13 protein-coding genes are annotated in these 15,999 nt (G+C 61.0%); 3 read left to right on the top strand and 10 right to left on the bottom strand.

Annotated features, from left to right (window positions below; translation table 11 throughout):
- Positions 1–137: 137 nt before the first annotated feature.
- The 10 genes from AC1DVH_RS00345 to AC1DVH_RS00300 all read right to left on the bottom strand — a co-directional run bounded on the left by AC1DVH_RS00345 (position 138) and on the right by AC1DVH_RS00300 (position 13,129).
- Positions 138–758, bottom strand: a complete 621-nt coding sequence (locus tag AC1DVH_RS00345) for a TetR/AcrR family transcriptional regulator (RefSeq protein ID WP_477752184.1) — start codon at positions 756–758, stop codon at positions 138–140.
- 59 nt (positions 759–817) lie between these two features.
- Positions 818–2,500, bottom strand: a complete 1,683-nt coding sequence (gene phaC / locus AC1DVH_RS00340; protein ID WP_477752183.1) for a class II poly(R)-hydroxyalkanoic acid synthase — start codon at positions 2,498–2,500, stop codon at positions 818–820.
- 115 nt (positions 2,501–2,615) lie between these two features.
- Entirely contained in the window at positions 2,616–3,470 is an 855-nt protein-coding gene (phaZ, locus tag AC1DVH_RS00335) for a poly(3-hydroxyalkanoate) depolymerase (RefSeq protein WP_347910147.1), read from the bottom strand.
- Positions 3,471–3,632: 162 nt separating this feature from the next.
- The gene (gene phaC / locus AC1DVH_RS00330; protein ID WP_477752182.1) at positions 3,633–5,312 is read right to left on the bottom strand and encodes a class II poly(R)-hydroxyalkanoic acid synthase; all 1,680 of its coding nucleotides are present in this window, start codon (positions 5,310–5,312) and stop codon (positions 3,633–3,635) included.
- A 259-nt stretch (positions 5,313–5,571) separates the two neighbouring features.
- Complete coding sequence (locus tag AC1DVH_RS00325) at positions 5,572–5,949, bottom strand: gamma-butyrobetaine hydroxylase family protein (RefSeq protein ID WP_477752181.1); 378 nt, start codon at positions 5,947–5,949, stop codon at positions 5,572–5,574.
- A 143-nt stretch (positions 5,950–6,092) separates the two neighbouring features.
- Positions 6,093–7,430 (bottom strand): HslU--HslV peptidase ATPase subunit, encoded by a 1,338-nt coding sequence (gene hslU / locus AC1DVH_RS00320; protein ID WP_477752180.1) that lies wholly within the window; start codon positions 7,428–7,430, stop codon positions 6,093–6,095.
- Positions 7,431–7,485: 55 nt separating this feature from the next.
- The gene (hslV, locus tag AC1DVH_RS00315) at positions 7,486–8,016 is read right to left on the bottom strand and encodes an ATP-dependent protease subunit HslV (RefSeq protein WP_046031180.1); all 531 of its coding nucleotides are present in this window, start codon (positions 8,014–8,016) and stop codon (positions 7,486–7,488) included.
- A gap of 232 nt (positions 8,017–8,248) precedes the next feature.
- The gene (locus tag AC1DVH_RS00310; RefSeq protein ID WP_007975583.1) at positions 8,249–8,962 is read right to left on the bottom strand and encodes an SPOR domain-containing protein; all 714 of its coding nucleotides are present in this window, start codon (positions 8,960–8,962) and stop codon (positions 8,249–8,251) included.
- A gap of 1 nt (position 8,963) precedes the next feature.
- Positions 8,964–10,700, bottom strand: coding sequence for an arginine--tRNA ligase (gene argS, locus AC1DVH_RS00305; RefSeq protein WP_477752179.1), 1,737 nt, complete (start codon positions 10,698–10,700; stop codon positions 8,964–8,966).
- Positions 10,701–10,909: 209 nt separating this feature from the next.
- A complete protein-coding gene (locus tag AC1DVH_RS00300) occupies positions 10,910–13,129 on the bottom strand; it encodes a primosomal protein N' (RefSeq protein ID WP_477752178.1) in 2,220 nt (739 codons plus the stop codon).
- 292 nt (positions 13,130–13,421) lie between these two features.
- On the opposite strand from AC1DVH_RS00300, the gene rpmE reads away from it, so the two are divergent.
- From rpmE to AC1DVH_RS00285, 3 genes are all read left to right on the top strand, one after another.
- A complete protein-coding gene (gene rpmE, locus AC1DVH_RS00295; protein ID WP_007975586.1) occupies positions 13,422–13,640 on the top strand; it encodes a 50S ribosomal protein L31 in 219 nt (72 codons plus the stop codon).
- A gap of 35 nt (positions 13,641–13,675) precedes the next feature.
- Positions 13,676–14,464 carry a thermonuclease family protein gene (locus tag AC1DVH_RS00290; protein ID WP_477752177.1) on the top strand — a complete coding sequence of 263 codons (789 nt, stop codon included), beginning with the start codon at positions 13,676–13,678 and terminating at the stop codon, positions 14,462–14,464.
- Between the two features lie 182 nt (positions 14,465–14,646).
- Positions 14,647–15,915 (top strand): malic enzyme-like NAD(P)-binding protein, encoded by a 1,269-nt coding sequence (locus tag AC1DVH_RS00285; RefSeq protein ID WP_053153375.1) that lies wholly within the window; start codon positions 14,647–14,649, stop codon positions 15,913–15,915.
- Positions 15,916–15,999 lie beyond the last annotated feature (84 nt).

The raw sequence follows: 15,999 nt of genomic DNA, 5'->3' as shown, positions 1-15,999 counted from the left end.
GCGAATCTCTGAGCGACACAAGCCCACTGTGGGAGCGAGCTTGCTCGCGATGAGGCCACCACATTCAACATTGATGTTGGCTGGTCCACCGCCATCGCGAGCAAGCTCGCTCCCACAGGGGTTCAATGTGCTCAGGGTTACTCGTGCTCTTCCAGGTACTCCATCGCCATCTGCTCAGTCGCGACCTTGATCGGTGGCAGCAAGTGTGGCGCCACCAGCATCATGATCTGGTAAACCACCAGCCGCACCTCGCCTTCGCGATCGAGAATCCGCTGGTAATCCAGTGAGAACAGCAGCGTCAGGGTGATCTGCTCCACCAATTGCCCCAGTGCCTGGGTATCGCTGACCAGCAGTCCTTGTGCCTTCAGTCGCGCCAGCAACGACGCCAGTGTGCGCTTGAGTGCATTGAGCAGGTTGCGAATGCCCTTGGCCAGTTTCGGCAGGCGTCCGGCGAGGTTCGACAGGTCCTGGAAGAGAAACCGGTAGTGGGACAGGCGTTCGACGATCAGGTGTAGGAACAGCCAGTAGTCTTCCGGTGCCAGTTCGACATCGGCCGGTGGGTCGAGCAAGGGGGTCAATTCGCCCTGAAAGCGCTCGAACAGCCCGAGAATCAACGGTTCCTTGCCGTGGAAGTGGTAGTAGAGGTTGCCCGGGCTGATGCCCATTTCATTGGCAACTTCCATGGTGGAGACATTCGGTTCGCCCTTTTGATTGAACAACTGCAGGGCACATTCGAGGATCCGGTCGCGGGTTTTCATCCAGTCTTCTTAATGATCGGGTCTTGCCACGGCCGGCAGAGGCCGTGGCGCGTTGAACGTCAGCGCACGCGCACATAAGTACCGGGTGCTGCCTCCATCGGTGGATAGTTCTGGTTGCCGAGCGCCATGTGGGTTTCCTTCTGCGCGCCGGAACGTTCCTGAATCCAGCTCAGCCATTGGGTCCACCAACTGCCGTCGACATGCTTGGCGTCGTAGTACCAGGCGCGGGGATCGCTGCTCAGTTTGCCGTTCTCGACGTAGTTGGCTTTCGGGTTGCTCGGCGGGTTGAGGATGCTCTGCACATGTCCGCTGTTGGACAGCACGAAGCGCCGCTCGCCACCCAGCAACAGCGTTGAGCGATACACCGCATCCCACGGTGTGATGTGATCGTTGATGCCAGCGACGCTGAAGCTGTCGACGGTGACCTTCTGCAAATCGATCGGCGTGCCACACACTTCCAGCCCGCCCGGGTGGGTCAGCGGGTTGTGCTTGAAGAAGTCCAGCAGGTCGCCATGCAGGGCGGCCGGCAAACGCGTGTTGTCGTTGTTCCAGTAGAGGATGTCGAACGCCGGTGGCTCCTTGCCCAGCAGGTAGTTGTTGACGAAGTAGCTCCAGATCAAATCATTGGGGCGCATCCAGGCGAAGACCTTGGCCATGTCGCGGCCGTCCAGCACACCTTTCTGATAGGAGCGGCGCTTGGCTGCCTCCAGAGTCTGTTCGTCGGCGAACAGCGAAACGGGGCTGTCCAGCTGGCTGTCGAGCAGGCTCACCAGATAGGTCGCGCTGGACACCCTGCGCAGCTGCCGCTTGGCCTGCAAGTGACCTTGCAACGCGGCAATGGTCAGCCCGCCGGCGCAGGCGCCCATCAGGTTGACCTCGCGTGCGCCGGTGATCGCCCGGCAGACATTCAAGGCCTCTTCCACGGCTTCCACGTAGGTCGAGAGCCCCCATTCGCGGTGACGCACATCCGGATTGCGCCAACTGATCATGAAGGTTTGCAGGCCGTTTTTGAGGGCGTACTGGACGAAGCTGTTGTGCGGGCTCAGGTCGAAAATGTAGTACTTGTTGATTTGCGGCGGTACTACCAGCAGGGGCTTGGAATACTGCTTTTCGCTCATCGGCTTGTACTGGATCAGCTCCAGCAGCTCGTTGCGAAACACCACGGCACCGGTGGTGGTGGCGACCGTCTTGCCAACCTCGAACGCTTGCTTGGTGACTTGCCGTGGCAGGCCATCGTTGTGCAGCAGATCGTCCACCAAATGACTGATGCCACGCACCAGGCTGTTACCGCCGGAATTGAAGAGCTCCTTGACCGCCAGTGGATTGAGCAGGGTGTTGGAGGGCGATACGGCGTCGTTGAGCAGGGCGAAAGCGAAGTGGGCGCGGGCGCGGTCGTCCGGGCTCATGTTGCTCTCGTCGATCCAGCTCTTGACCTGTTTCTGCCAGCTCAAATAGGCCTGCAGGCTGCGGCGATAAAATGGGTTGAGGCTCCACGCCGGGTCGGCGAAGCGAGCGTCCTGCGGGTTGGTCGGGTGCAGGGTTTCACCCAGCAGCACACGGCCAAGCTGACCACCGAGCTTGAGGGCATGTCGGGCGCTGTGCACCGGATTGCGCAAGCCATGGGCGGCCACCCTGCGCAGGGTCGACAACAGATCCCGGCCGCGCAGGCCGGTAATCGCACTCTGTGCATTGATGAACGCGGCGGGAGTCGGTAGGGAATCCCTCGCTGGTTTCTCGCGCATGAGTCAACACTCCTTCGTCTTCAGGCCAAAAACAAATACACCGAACCAGAACACCATAGACGCTGTAACGGGTTGTTGCGCGGTGTGGCGTCCTGCCGACCGCTGAGGCAGTGGTTTAGCCGCCCAATGGCGCCGGACGCGGATGCATCACCGCGCGCTGGCGCTCCTCTTCCAGGAATTTCATGATGATCGGGGCCACCGCTTCGGCCCGGGTAATCAGGAACAAATGCCCGTCATCGATGATGTGCAGCTGGGCGTTGGGAATCCGCCAGGCCAGCAAGCGCATGTTGACCAACGGGATCAGTGGGTCATCGTCGCCGGCCAGTACCAGGGTCGGTTGGCGGATCTTGTGCAACCAGTGAATGCTGGTCCAGCCGAGGCCGGCGAACAGCTGCCAGTAGTAACCGAGCTTGCCCGCCGAACGCACCTTGGCCGCATGGCTCGCGGCCAGCGTCGGGTCGCGACGGAACGCGCCGCCGTAGATCATCGGCGCAATGCGGATCACGTGGGATGGCTGGATGTAACGTCGAGGGCTGGCCATCATCCACAGCACTTTCGGCTTGCCCGGCACCATCACCGCACCCGCCGCCGTCGCCGCCAGTACGAGTTTCTTGCAGCGCTCCGGATAGTCGTAGGCGAATTGTTGGGCCAGGGCGCCACCCCAGGACACGCCGATGACGTTGACCTGCCCGTAGTCGAGATAGTCGAGCATCCGCGCCGTGAGTTTCGCCAGCCCCGGAAAACGATACGGCCGGTTCGGCGTCGACGAACCACCGACACCGGGTACGTCGAAGGCGATGACTTCCAGGTCCGGATCCAGCGCCGCGATGAACGGGAACACCAGCTCCAGGTTGGCGCCGATACCGTTGAAAATCAGCAGGGGCGTCAAGTGAGGCTTGCCGGGGCGTACCGCCGTGCGGAGCGTCTGGCCATCCAGATCGACGGTACGGAATATGAAGGGTTGCGGCATGCTTCTGGCCCTGTGGGTCGCTTTCTTGAATTCTTCCCTGATCCCCTGTAGGAGCGAGCTTGCTCGCGAAAAACGTGAGGGCAACGCGTTATCCAAGCAGCACGCGTTATCGTTAACGTCCATCGCGAGCAAGCTCGCTCCTACAGGGGCGGGGTGTATCAGTTACCGCTCATGCACATAGGTGCCTGGCGCCGCTTCACCCGCTGGATAGGCCTTGTTGCCCAGTTTCAGCGGAGCCTTTTTCAGGTTGCCCGAACGCTGCGCCTGCCATGCCTGCCAGTGCAGCCACCAGGAGTCGGCATGCTTGGTCGACTCTTCCTGCCAGTCATCGGCATTGGTGGGCATTTCGGTGCTGGTCATGTAACGCGATTTCGGATTGCCCGGCGGGTTCAGAATGCTCTGGATGTGCCCGCTGCTGGACAGCACGAATTCAACATTGCCGCCGAACAGTTGCGCCGACTTGTAGCAGGAACGCCACGGGGTGATGTGGTCGTTGGTGCCAGCCAGCGAGAAGATGTCGGCGGTGACTTTCTTCAGGTCGATCGGCGTGCCGCACACTTCCAGTGCATCGGCACGGGTCAACGGGTTACTTTTGAACATCTCGATCAGGTCGCCGTGGAACGCGGCGGGTAATCGGGTGGTGTCGTTGTTCCAGAACAGAATGTCGAACACCGGCGGTTCATTGCCCAACAGGTAGTTGTTGACCCAGTAGTTCCAGATCAGGTCGTTGGGGCGCATCCAGGCGAAGATTTTCGCCATGTCGCGGCCTTCGAGGACGCCGGCCTGGTAGGAGTGGCGCTTGGCAGCTTCGAGGGTTTTCTCGTCGACGAACAGGGCCACGTCGCTGTCCAGGGTGGTGTCGAGCACGCTGACCAGCAGGGTCAGGGCATTGACCTTGTTCTCGCCGATTGCCGCGTAGTGGCCCAGCAGTGCGGTGCAGGTGATGCCACCAGAGCAGGCGCCGAGCATGTTCACGTCTTTGCTGCCGGTAATGGCGGTGACCACATCGACCGCTTCCTTGAGCGCTTCGATATAGGTCGACAGGCCCCACTCACGCTGCTCCTTGGTCGGGTTGCGCCAGCTGACGATGAAGGTCTGCACGTTGTTGCGCAGGCAGAACCGCGCCAGGCTCTTGTCCGGGCTCAGGTCGAACACGTAGAACTTGTTGATCTGCGGCGGTACCACCAGCAGTGGGCGTTCATGCACCTGCTCGGTGATCGGCTTGTACTGGATCAGCTCCAGCACGTCGTTGCGAAAGACCACCGCACCCTCGGTCACGCCAAGGGTCTTGCCGACCTCGAAGGCGCCCATGTTGACCTGGCTCGGCATGCCGCCGTTGTGCACCAGGTCCTTGGCCAGGTGCGAGAGACCATCGAGCAGGCTTTTACCGCCGGTTTCGAAGAAGCGCTTGACCGCCGCGGGGTTGGCCGCCGTGTTGGTCGGCGCGAAAGCTTCGGTCATGAGGTTGATCACGAAGTGCCCGCGACTGACATCCTTGGCTGGCAGGTTACTGTCGTCGATCCAGTCGTGGAGTTCCTTGCGCCACGCCAGGTAGGTTTGCAGATAACGTTTGTAGAGCGGGTTCTGGCTCCAGGCCGGATCCGCGAAGCGACGGTCATCGCTGGTCGGTTGCAGCTCGGATTTGCCGAACAGTACGTTCTTGAGTTCAAGGCCGAAATGCGCAACATGCTTCGCGCTGTGCACTGGTTGCCTGATGGCCTGCCTGAGTACCATGCGAGCAGATGCCAGTAGATCCTTTCCACGCAGCCCAACGACAGGATTCAGCCCCAAGGTGTTTTCCGAGGCCTGATACTTCAAGTCATCGTTATTCTGTTTACTCATCTACGACGCTCCATTGTCCTGAGACGAGTACCGGGTCCTGCTGTGTAGTCACACAGCCAATGCCAGGTACTACTGCTCGGGGTGACCGTTAATACTGCATTGCTGCTTTTTTAATGCAGAGAGCACTGCAGGGAACTTGCCAGTTCCATTGGTTACCCGAGTTTAATTTTTTTCGCAAGCAGGCCAGTCGGTGGCCCTGAAGCGGAGCATTCAAACAGATGAAATTAGAAAATGCCCTCTAAAGAGCAAGAGGCTCGGATTAGAGCATCAGCTTGACGACGGATTCGTTCGGGTCGCGGGTTTTTCCGGCGGCTTTGAGCTCGGCCAGATAATCTTCCCAGAGTGCGTCATAACGTCGCCCCAGCTCGTAGAGGTATTCCCAGGTGAACAGGCCACTGTCGTGACCGTCATCGAAGGTCAGTTTCAGTGCGTACTGACCGGCCGGTTCTACCTTGGTCAGGCCGACGTTGATCTTGCCAAATTGCAGGATGGGTTTGCCGTGGCCCTGGACCTCGGCGGAAGGCGAGTGCACGCGCAGGAACTCGGCGGGCAGGGTGTATTCCTCGCCGGACGCGTATTTGAGCGTCAGGGTTTTCGAGGCTTTGTGCAGCTTGATGTCGGTGGGGAGTTGGGTCATGGCGGGTCGTCCGTCTATGTGGAACGTTCTGTAGGAGCTGCCGCAGGCTGCGATCTWTTGATCTKGYTTYWAAAACMAGATCAAWAGATCGCAGCCTGCGGCAGCTCCTACAAGTGTTTCGTTCTCACAGGAGAGTAGGTGACCTACAGGATATAACGGGACAGGTCTTCGTTCTGCGCCAATTCGCCCAAGTGGCTGTTGACGTAGTCGGCGTCGATCTGGATCACCTTGCCGTCATGGACGCTGGCCAGGTCGCCGGCGCTGAACGACACCTCTTCGAGCAGGCGCTCGAGCAGGGTGTGCAGTCGACGGGCACCGATGTTTTCGGTTTTCTCGTTGACCTGCCAGGCGATCTCCGCGATGCGCTTGATGCCGCTCGGCTGGAACTCGATGTCCAGGCCTTCGGTTTTCAGCAGTGCGCAATATTGCTCGGTGAGCGAGGCGTGCGGTTCGCTGAGGATGCGCTCGAAATCTTCCGGGCTCAGGGCCTTGAGTTCAACACGAATCGGCAGACGACCTTGCAGTTCTGGCACCAGGTCGCTTGGCTTGCTCAGGTGGAACGCACCGGAAGCAATGAACAGGATGTGGTCGGTCTTGACCATGCCCAGCTTGGTGTTGACGGTGCAGCCTTCGATCAGCGGCAGCAAGTCACGCTGCACGCCTTCGCGGGACACATCGACGCCGCCGGAATTGCCACGCTTGGCGACCTTGTCGATTTCGTCGATGAACACGATGCCGTGCTGCTCGACCGCTTCCAGGGCCTTGGCCTTCAACTCTTCATCGTTGACCAGGCGGCTGGCTTCTTCGTCGCGAACCAGCTTGAGCGCTTCCTTGACCTTGAGCTTGCGGCTCTTGCGCTTGCCCTTGCCCATGTTGGCGAACAGGCTTTGCAGCTGGTTGGTCATTTCTTCCATGCCCGGTGGCGCGGAGATATCGACGCCGGCCATTTCGGCGACTTCGATTTCGATCTCCTTGTCGTCCAGCTGACCTTCGCGCAGGCGCTTGCGGAACAGCTGGCGGGTGTTGGAGTCGGCAGTCGGGGCGTCGTCGCTGCTGAAACCCATGCGTGCCGGTGGCAGCAGTGCGTCGAGGATGCGCTCTTCTGCAGCGTCTTCGGCGCGGTGGCGAACCTTGACGATTTCCTGCTCGCGCAGCAGCTTGATCGCGGCATCGGCCAGGTCACGAATGATCGATTCGACGTCGCGGCCGACATAGCCGACTTCGGTGAACTTGGTCGCTTCGACCTTGATGAACGGTGCGTTGGCCAGTTTCGCCAGGCGACGGGCGATCTCGGTTTTACCGACACCGGTCGGGCCGATCATCAGGATGTTCTTTGGCGTGACTTCAACGCGCAGCTCTTCAGGCAGCTGCATGCGGCGCCAGCGGTTGCGCAGGGCAATGGCGACGGCGCGCTTGGCATCGTCCTGGCCGATGATGTGGCGGTTGAGTTCGTGGACGATTTCACGGGGAGTCATGGACATAGTATTTAGCGGACCTCAAGCAAGAATGAGCCGTGGCGCGAAGGCCAACACGGGCTTACTCGGCGCAGTCCTGCTCCTCAATGGTCTGGGTGTGATTGGTGAATACGCAGATGTCGGCGGCGATGCCGAGGGCGGTTTCGACGATTTCCCGGGCCGACAGATCGGTTTTCTTCAGCAGCGCACTGGCAGCGGCCTGGGCGTAACCGCCGCCGGAACCCATGGCGATCAGGCCTTCTTCGGGTTCAACTACATCGCCGTTGCCGGTGATGATCAGGGAGGCGTCTTTGTTGGCGACCGCGAGCATGGCTTCGAGGCGGCTCAGGGAGCGGTCGGTGCGCCATTCTTTGGCGAGTTCGACGGCGGCGCGCACCAGGTGACCCTGGTGTTTTTCAAGCTGGCCTTCGAAGCGTTCGAAGAGGGTAAAGGCGTCAGCGGTGGCACCGGCAAAACCGGCGATGACCTGGCCGTGGTACAGGCGGCGAACTTTTTTCGCGTTGCCTTTCATCACGGTATTACCAAGGGAAACCTGGCCGTCGCCGCCCATGACGACTTTGCCGTGGCGGCGAACTGAAACGATGGTGGTCAAGGGAAGAGTCTCCACGCTGCGGGGCGAAAATGCCTTATGCCCATTCATATGGGGGTGCTGGAGTGGATTTCAACTGTGGGGCGAGACGAGGGACGAATGGTGCGAATCGAGTTCTGGATATAGTGCCCTTTCAGGCGCATTCGCTGGCAAGCCAGCTCCTACAGGGTTTGTCGAATATTCTGTAGGAGCTGGCTTGCCAGCGAAGAACGATGACGCAGTGGCCCTGACGGGATCAGCGGCTCTGGCGTTGTTGTAACAACAAATTGCTGAAACCGGCACCGGCCAGTTGTTTCTGCGCAGTGGTCAGTTGTTCGCGGTTGCTGAACGGACCGACCAGAACCCGATACCAGGTTTCGTCCTTCACCGTGCCGGACTCAACCGCCACGGCCTGGCCCAGCAGAATGATCTGCGCCCGCACCTTGTCCGCATCAGTCTCTTTGCGGAACGAGCCAGCCTGCAGGAAAAACTTCGTCACAGGCGCAGCCTTGACCGGTGGCGCAGGTGGCGGAGTAATCCCGGCCAAAGCTGCCTGGGCGCGGGCGGTATCGATCTTCGCCGCTTCGGCCGGGGTGACCGGCGTGGTCGGGATGGCCGGTACTTGCGGCGTCGGCAGGGTTTTTTCCGGCACGGCATCCGGCGGCACGATGACTTCCGATTCCGGCAGCAAGGTGTAGAAGTCGTACTTCGGCTTCACCGGCTGCGTCGGGCTCGGCGGGGTCTTGTTGGCCTCGGCGATCTTGCTGGCTTTCTGCTGTTGCTGTTGTTCGACCTTTTCACGCTTGACCGTGTCGCTGCCCTTGCCCGGTTCCAGCTTCATCAGAAATACGATGAAGGCGCCGACCGTCAGGCCGATGGCCATCCACAACCAACCCGGGATCGGTTGCTTTGCAGGAGCCTGGTAACGGCTGGCACCACGCTTGGGTGCAGGTTTTTTCTTGGCAGCCAACTTACATACGCTCCAGAGTTTCCAGGCCCAAGAGTTCCAGGCCTTGCTTGAGGGTGCGTCCGGTCAGCGCGGCGAGGCGCAGGCGGCTCTGCATTTGTGCCGGGGTATCGGCGGCGAGGATCGGGCAGTTCTCGTAGAAGCTGGAGAACAGGCCGGCGACGTCGTACAGATAGGTGCAGAGGATGTGCGGGGTGCCTTTTTCGGACACGTTGTTCAGAATTTCACCGAATTGCGCGAGTTTCGCCGCCAGTTCGTGTTCGTGCGCCGCTTCCAGAACGATCTGGCCGTCGACTTCGCTGAAGTCCTTGCCGAGTTTGCGGAACACGCCGGCCACACGGGTGTAGGCGTACAGCAGGTACGGCGCGGTGTTGCCTTCGAAGTTGAGCATCAGGTCGAAGTTGAAGCTGTAGTCACTGGTGCGGTGCTTGGACAGGTCGGCGTATTTCACTGCGCCGATGCCCACGACCTTGGCGATGTTGCGCAACTCGGCTTCGGCAAGTGTAGGGTTCTTGTCCTTGACCAGGGTGTAGGCGCGTTCCTGGGCTTCGGTCAGCAGGTCGATCAGCTTCACGGTGCCGCCATCACGGGTCTTGAACGGACGGCCGTCAGCGCCGTTCATGGTGCCGAAGCCCATGTGTTCCATTTCCATCGGATGGGTCACGAAACCGGCCTTGTGCGCCACGGCGAACACTTGCTGGAAGTGCAGGGCCTGACGCTGGTCGACGAAGTACAGCGCACGATCGGCCTTGAGCTTGCCGCTGCGGTAGCGCACGGCCGCCAGGTCGGTGGTGGCGTAGAGGTAGCCGCCGTCAGCCTTGACGATGATCACCGGCAGCGGGTCGCCATCGGCGTTCTTGAACTCGTCGAGGAACACGCACTGGGCGCCGTTGCTCTCGACCAGCATGCCTGCCGCCTTCAAATCATTGACCACGTTGATCAGGTCGTCGTTGTAGGCGCTTTCGCCCATTACGTCGGCCATGGTCAGTTTGACGTTAAGCAGTTCGTAGATCTTCTGGCAGTGGGACAGCGAGATGTCCTTGAACTTGGTCCACAACGCCAGGCAGTCAGCATCGCCGGCCTGCAACTTGACCACCAGGCCACGGGCGCGGTCGGCGAACTCTGCGGATTCGTCGAAGCGTTGCTTGGCGGCGCGGTAGAAGTTTTCCAGGTCCGACAGCTCGTCGCTGGTGATCGGGTTTTCCTGCAGATACGCCATCAGCATGCCGAACTGGGTGCCCCAGTCGCCGACGTGGTTCTGACGGATCACGGTGTCGCCGAGGAATTCCAGCACGCGGGCCACGCCGTCGCCGATGATGGTCGAGCGCAGGTGGCCGACGTGCATCTCTTTGGCCAGGTTCGGTGCCGACAGGTCGACCACGGTGCGCTGCACCGGGCCGGCCTTGCGCACGCCGATGTGGGCATCGGCCAGGGCAGCGTCCAGGCGGGTCGCCAGGGCGTCGGTGTTCTGGAAGAAGTTCAGGAAGCCTGGACCTGCGATTTCGGTCTTGGCGACATTTTCGTCAGCCGGCAGCGCGGCGATGATTTTTTCCGCCAGATCGCGGGGCTTCATGCCGGCCGGCTTGGCCAGCATCATGGCGATGTTGCTGGCGAAGTCGCCGTTCTTCTTGTCGCGGGAGTTTTCCACCTGGATCGCCGGCGACAGGCCTTCAGGCAACACACCTTCGTTGACGAGTTGGGTGATGGCTTGTTGGATCAGCTGGCGAATGGTGTCTTTCATGGTCTTCTCTTTCGACCGCAGGCGCGGCGGCGCATCATGCGCTGGTGGAAAAACTGGGCATTATCCGTTGCGAAGACGGGCTTGCCAACCTTAGCAGGCAGGATATGGATGTGTGGTGACAAAAGAGGCAAAGATCGCAGCCTTCGGCAACTCCTGCACGGATTGCGCGTTTCTGTAGGAGCTGCCGAAGGCTGCGATCTTTTGAGCGTTTAATACAAGTCCACAGGATCAACATCCAAAGACCAACGCACCGCCCGCCCGCTCGGCATCTGCTCCAGCACCAACAGCCAACTGGCCAGCAATCGATGCAACGGCGCCCGGGCCGTAGCCTGCAACAACAGCTGCGCACGATAACGCCCGGCCCGTCGCTCCATTGGCGCCGGCACCGGTCCCAGCAATTCAATGCCGGTCAGACCCTGTTCGGCCAGCAAACGTTCGGCCTCGCTGCAGGCTTCATCCAGGAAGCCTTCGGCCTGACCCGGTTTATGCGCCTCGGCCCGCAGCAGCGCCAAGTGCGCAAACGGCGGCAATCCGGCCGCACGGCGTTCGCTCAAGGCCTGTTCGGCAAAGGCGAAATAGCCTTGCTCGGTCAATTGCACCAGCAGCGGATGGTCGGCCAGGTGCGTCTGGATAATCACTTTGCCCGGCTCTTCGGCGCGACCTGCGCGGCCGGCGACCTGGACGATCAGCTGAGCCATGCGCTCGCTGGCGCGGAAGTCGCCGGAGAACAGGCCACCGTCGGCGTCAAGGATCGACACCAGTGTCACCCGTGGAAAGTGGTGGCCTTTGGCAAGCATTTGCGTGCCGATCAAAATGCACGGCTGACCTTTTTGAATGGTTGCGAACAACTGGTTCATCGCGTCCTTGCGCGATGTGCTGTCGCGGTCGACCCGCAGCACCGGATAGTCCGGGAACAGAATCGCCAGGCGCTCCTCGGCCCGTTCGGTGCCGGCGCCCACGGGGCGCAGATCGACCTTGTTGCACTTCGGGCACTGGCGCGGCACGCGTTCGACGTAGCCGCAATGGTGGCAGCGCAACTCGCCGTGACGCTGATGCACGGTCATCCGCGCATCGCAACGCTGGCATTCGGACATCCAGCCGCAGTCATGGCACAGCAGGGTCGGGGCGAAGCCGCGGCGGTTGAGGAACACCAGTACCTGCTGCCCGGCGGCCAGGGTCTGGCCGATGGCTTGTTGCATCGGCCCGGAAATACCGCTGTCCAGCGGGCGGCTTTTGACATCCAGACGCAGGAAGCGCGGCTGTTTGGCGCCGCCGGCTCGCTCGTTCAAGCGCAGCAGCCCGTAGCGGCCGGTGTAGGCATTGTGCAGGCTTTCCAGCGAAGGGGTGGCGGAGCCGAGGACAATCGGGATGTTTTCCTGGCGAGCCCGCACCAATGCCAGATCACGGGCGTGGTAGCGCAAGCCTTCCTGCTGTTTATAGGAACCGTCGTGTTCTTCGTCGATGATGATCAGGCCGGGGTTCTTCATCGGCGTGAACAGGGCCGAGCGGGTGCCGATAATAATGTCGGCCTCACCGTCCCGGGCGGCCAGCCAGGCCTCGAGGCGTTCGCGGTCATTGACCGCCGAATGGATCAGCGCGATACGGGCATTGAAACGCTGTTCGAAGCGCGCCAGGGTCTGCGGACCCAGGTTGATTTCCGGGATCAGCACCAGTGCTTGCTTGCCGGCCTCAAGGGTTTCGCGAATCAACTGTAAATAGACTTCGGTCTTGCCGCTGCCGGTGACGCCGGCCAGCAGGAACGCGTGATAACTGTCGAAGCCGGCGCGAATCGCCTCATAGGCGGCGCGTTGCTCCGGGTTCAGCGGCAGTTCCGGTTGCGCCAGCCAGTGTTCGTGGCGTACGCCCGGGGCGTGGCGGCGGATCTCGACCTGCACCAGCTCCTTGGTCAGCAGCAAATCCAGGCTGTCCTTGCTCAGCATCAGCTTGCTCAGCAACTGATGAGCGACGCCGTGGGGATGCTGGGCCAGCGTGGCCAGGGCTTCGCGCTGGCGCGGGGCGCGGGCGATGCGCGGATCATCGAGGCTGGCGCCCGGCGCGGCGGACCAGAAACGTTCCTGGCGCGTTTCGGCCAGCTCACCCTGGCGCAGCAACACCGGCAGCGCCCAGCTCAAGGTGTCGCCGAGGCTGTGCTGGTAATACTGGGAGGTCCACAAGCACAGCTTGAACAACGCGGGCGGTAGTGGTGGCGTAGCGTCGAGCAGTGCCAGGGCCGGCTTGAGTTTCTCGGCCGGCACTTCGCTGGTGTCGGTGACTTCCACCAGAATCCCGATCATCTCGCGCCGGCCGAACGGTACCCGCAGGCGCATGCCAGGGTGCAACTGGGCGCGCAGGACGCCGGCCGGAGCGCGGTAGTCGAACAGGCGGCGCAGCGGCGAAGGCAGGGCGAGGCGCAGAATGGCGTTGGGCACGCGGGGGGATCTCGGTCGGCGGAAGATAAAAGCGGGGGGTTGCATGTCCCCCTGTAGGAGCGAGCTTGCTCGCGATAGCGCCGTGTCAGGCAACACATATGCTGACTGACACGCCCTCATCGCGAGCAAGCWCGCTCCTACAGGGATCGCGTATTGGGCCGGGAGCCTAGCAGACGACTGGTTTCAGGGACAGCTTGCGTGATCAGGATTGTCTGGTAGAATCCGCGGCCTAATTACGTGCGGTATTCAACAATAGTGTTGGGTGGCGGCACGCTAGCCTGAGGAAGACACCATGAAAGCTGATATCCATCCAGAATACCCGGCAGTTGCTGTTACCTGCAGCTGCGGCAACAAGTTCGAAACCCGTTCGACCTTCGGCAAAGCCCTGGCGATCGACGTTTGCAACGAATGCCACCCGTTCTACACCGGTAAGCAGAAGACTCTGGACACCGGTGGTCGCGTACAGAAGTTCGCCGACCGTTTCGGTGCTTTCGGCGCGAAAAAGGCCTAAGGCCGATCAACTTGGGAAGCCGCTACGGTTTTTCCATGCTGATGAAGAAGGCGTCCCTGGCGGGCGCCTTTTTTATGTCCGCGATTTGGCTGTCTGGCGCCCAAGCCTTTTGCCCGGCGCCAAGCGGCCTGACGCCCGTAGCGGTGCAGCGGGTAGTGGACGGCGACACCCTGCGCCTGAGCGATGGCCGCAGCGTGCGCATGATCGGCTTGAACACGCCGGAACTGGGCAAGAAAGGCCGTTCCGACGAACCGTTCGCCGTGGCCGCGCGCAAACGCCTCGAAGCTCTGGTGGCGGCGAGTGACGGGCGGGTTGGGTTGGTGCCTGGCAAAGAAAGCAAGGACCATTATGGCCGCACCCTGGCCCATGTCTACGGTGCCGATGGCGCCAACCTCGAAGCGCAGATGCTCGCCGAGGGCCTGGGTTTTCTGGTGGCCGTGGCACCGAATGTCGATCTGGTCGCCTGTCAGCAAGCCGCAGAGCGCAACGCTCGACAGGCCGGGCTCGGTGTGTGGCGCCAGTCGCCTGTACTGAAAGCGGAGCAGATCAGCACTTCCGGTTTTGCCGTGCTCAGCGGTCGTGTGAGCAAGGTGCAGCGCAATCGCGGCGGAGTTTGGATCGAGTTACAGGATTCTGTTGTATTACGCGTTGCACCCAATCTGTTGGCGCGTTTCGATGTGATTTCGCTGGAAAGCCTCAAGGGCAAGCAGGTCGAGGCGCGCGGCTGGGTGCTGGATCGCTCGCGCAAAGGCGGTCTCAAGGATGGCCAGGCGCGCTGGATGTTGCCCTTGACCGATCCGGCGATGCTTCAAGCGGCACAGTGATAAAAAATTGTAGACATTTTTTCTGTCGATTGTGAACAGTCTATCCCTTGTGTTCCGTGGCTCTTGGTCCAAAGTCGTAGGGCCGGGCGCTTGACAGGGGTGACCGGTCAGTCTTGTGGGGACTTTGCGAGGCGCGTATCCTCGCTGACCAGTCTGTCCAACAGTAAAAGCGGAATGCCAAAATGTCTGATCTGAAAACTGCCGCTCTCGAATATCACGCCAATCCTCGTCCAGGGAAGCTGAGTGTCGAGCTCACCAAGGCCACTGCTACCGCTCGCGACCTGTCGCTGGCCTACAGCCCGGGCGTAGCCGAACCAGTCCGCGAGATCGCCCGCGATCCTGAACTGGCCTACAAGTACACCGGCAAAGGCAACCTGGTTGCAGTCATTTCCGATGGCACCGCGATTCTCGGCCTGGGTAACCTCGGCCCATTGGCTTCCAAGCCAGTGATGGAAGGTAAAGGCGTACTGTTCAAGCGCTTCGCCGGCATCGACGTTTTCGACATCGAAGTCGACTCCGAAAGCCCGCAAGCCTTCATCGACACCGTCAAGCGCATCTCCATCACCTTCGGTGGCATCAACCTGGAAGACATCAAGGCACCAGAGTGCTTTGAAATCGAACGCGCTCTGATCGAGCAGTGCGATATTCCGGTATTCCACGATGACCAGCACGGCACCGCTATCGTGACCGCCGCTGGCATGATCAACGCCCTGGAAATCGCTGGCAAAACCCTGGCTGATGCCAAGATCGTCTGCCTGGGCGCCGGCGCTGCCGCCATCTCCTGCATGAAATTGCTGGTGAGCATGGGCGCCAACATCGAAAACATCTACATGGTCGACCGTACCGGCGTGATCCACTCCGGCCGTGACGACCTGAACCAGTACAAGGCTGTGTTCGCTCACGCGACCGACAAGCGCACCCTGGCTGACGCCCTGCAAGGCGCTGACGTGTTTGTAGGCCTGTCCGGTCCGAACCTGCTGAGCGCTGAAGGCCTGCTGTCGATGGCGCCTAACCCGATCGTGTTCGCCTGCTCCAACCCTGATCCGGAAATCTCCCCGGAACTGGCGCACGCCACTCGTAACGACGTGATCATGGCTACCGGTCGTTCCGACTACCCGAACCAGGTCAACAACGTACTGGGCTTCCCGTTCATCTTCCGTGGTGCCCTGGACGTTCGCGCCAAGCGCATCAACGAAGAAATGAAAGTGGCTGCGGCCAACGCCCTGCGCGAACTGGCCAAGTTGCCGGTGCCTCAGGAAGTGTGCGACGCCTACGGCGGCATCAAGCTGGAATTCGGTCGTGAGTACATCATTCCGAAGCCAATGGATGCCCGCCTGATCACCCTGATCTCCGATGCCGTGGCCAAAGCCGCGATCGAGACCGGTGTGGCGACCCTGCCGTATCCGAAGAACTACCCGCTGAAAAGCGTGGATGACGTGTTCAACGGCTAAGCTGTTGTAGCGCTTCAACGAAAAGCCCCGGCTTGTGAGAGTCGGGGCTTTTTTGTGCCTGAGGGTTTTGGGTTGGCTTTCAGG

This window comes from Pseudomonas sp. P4_C3 (assembly GCF_056402075.1).
The sequence above is the reverse complement of the archived record's forward strand: the minus strand, read 5'-3'. Positions and strand labels throughout refer to the sequence as shown.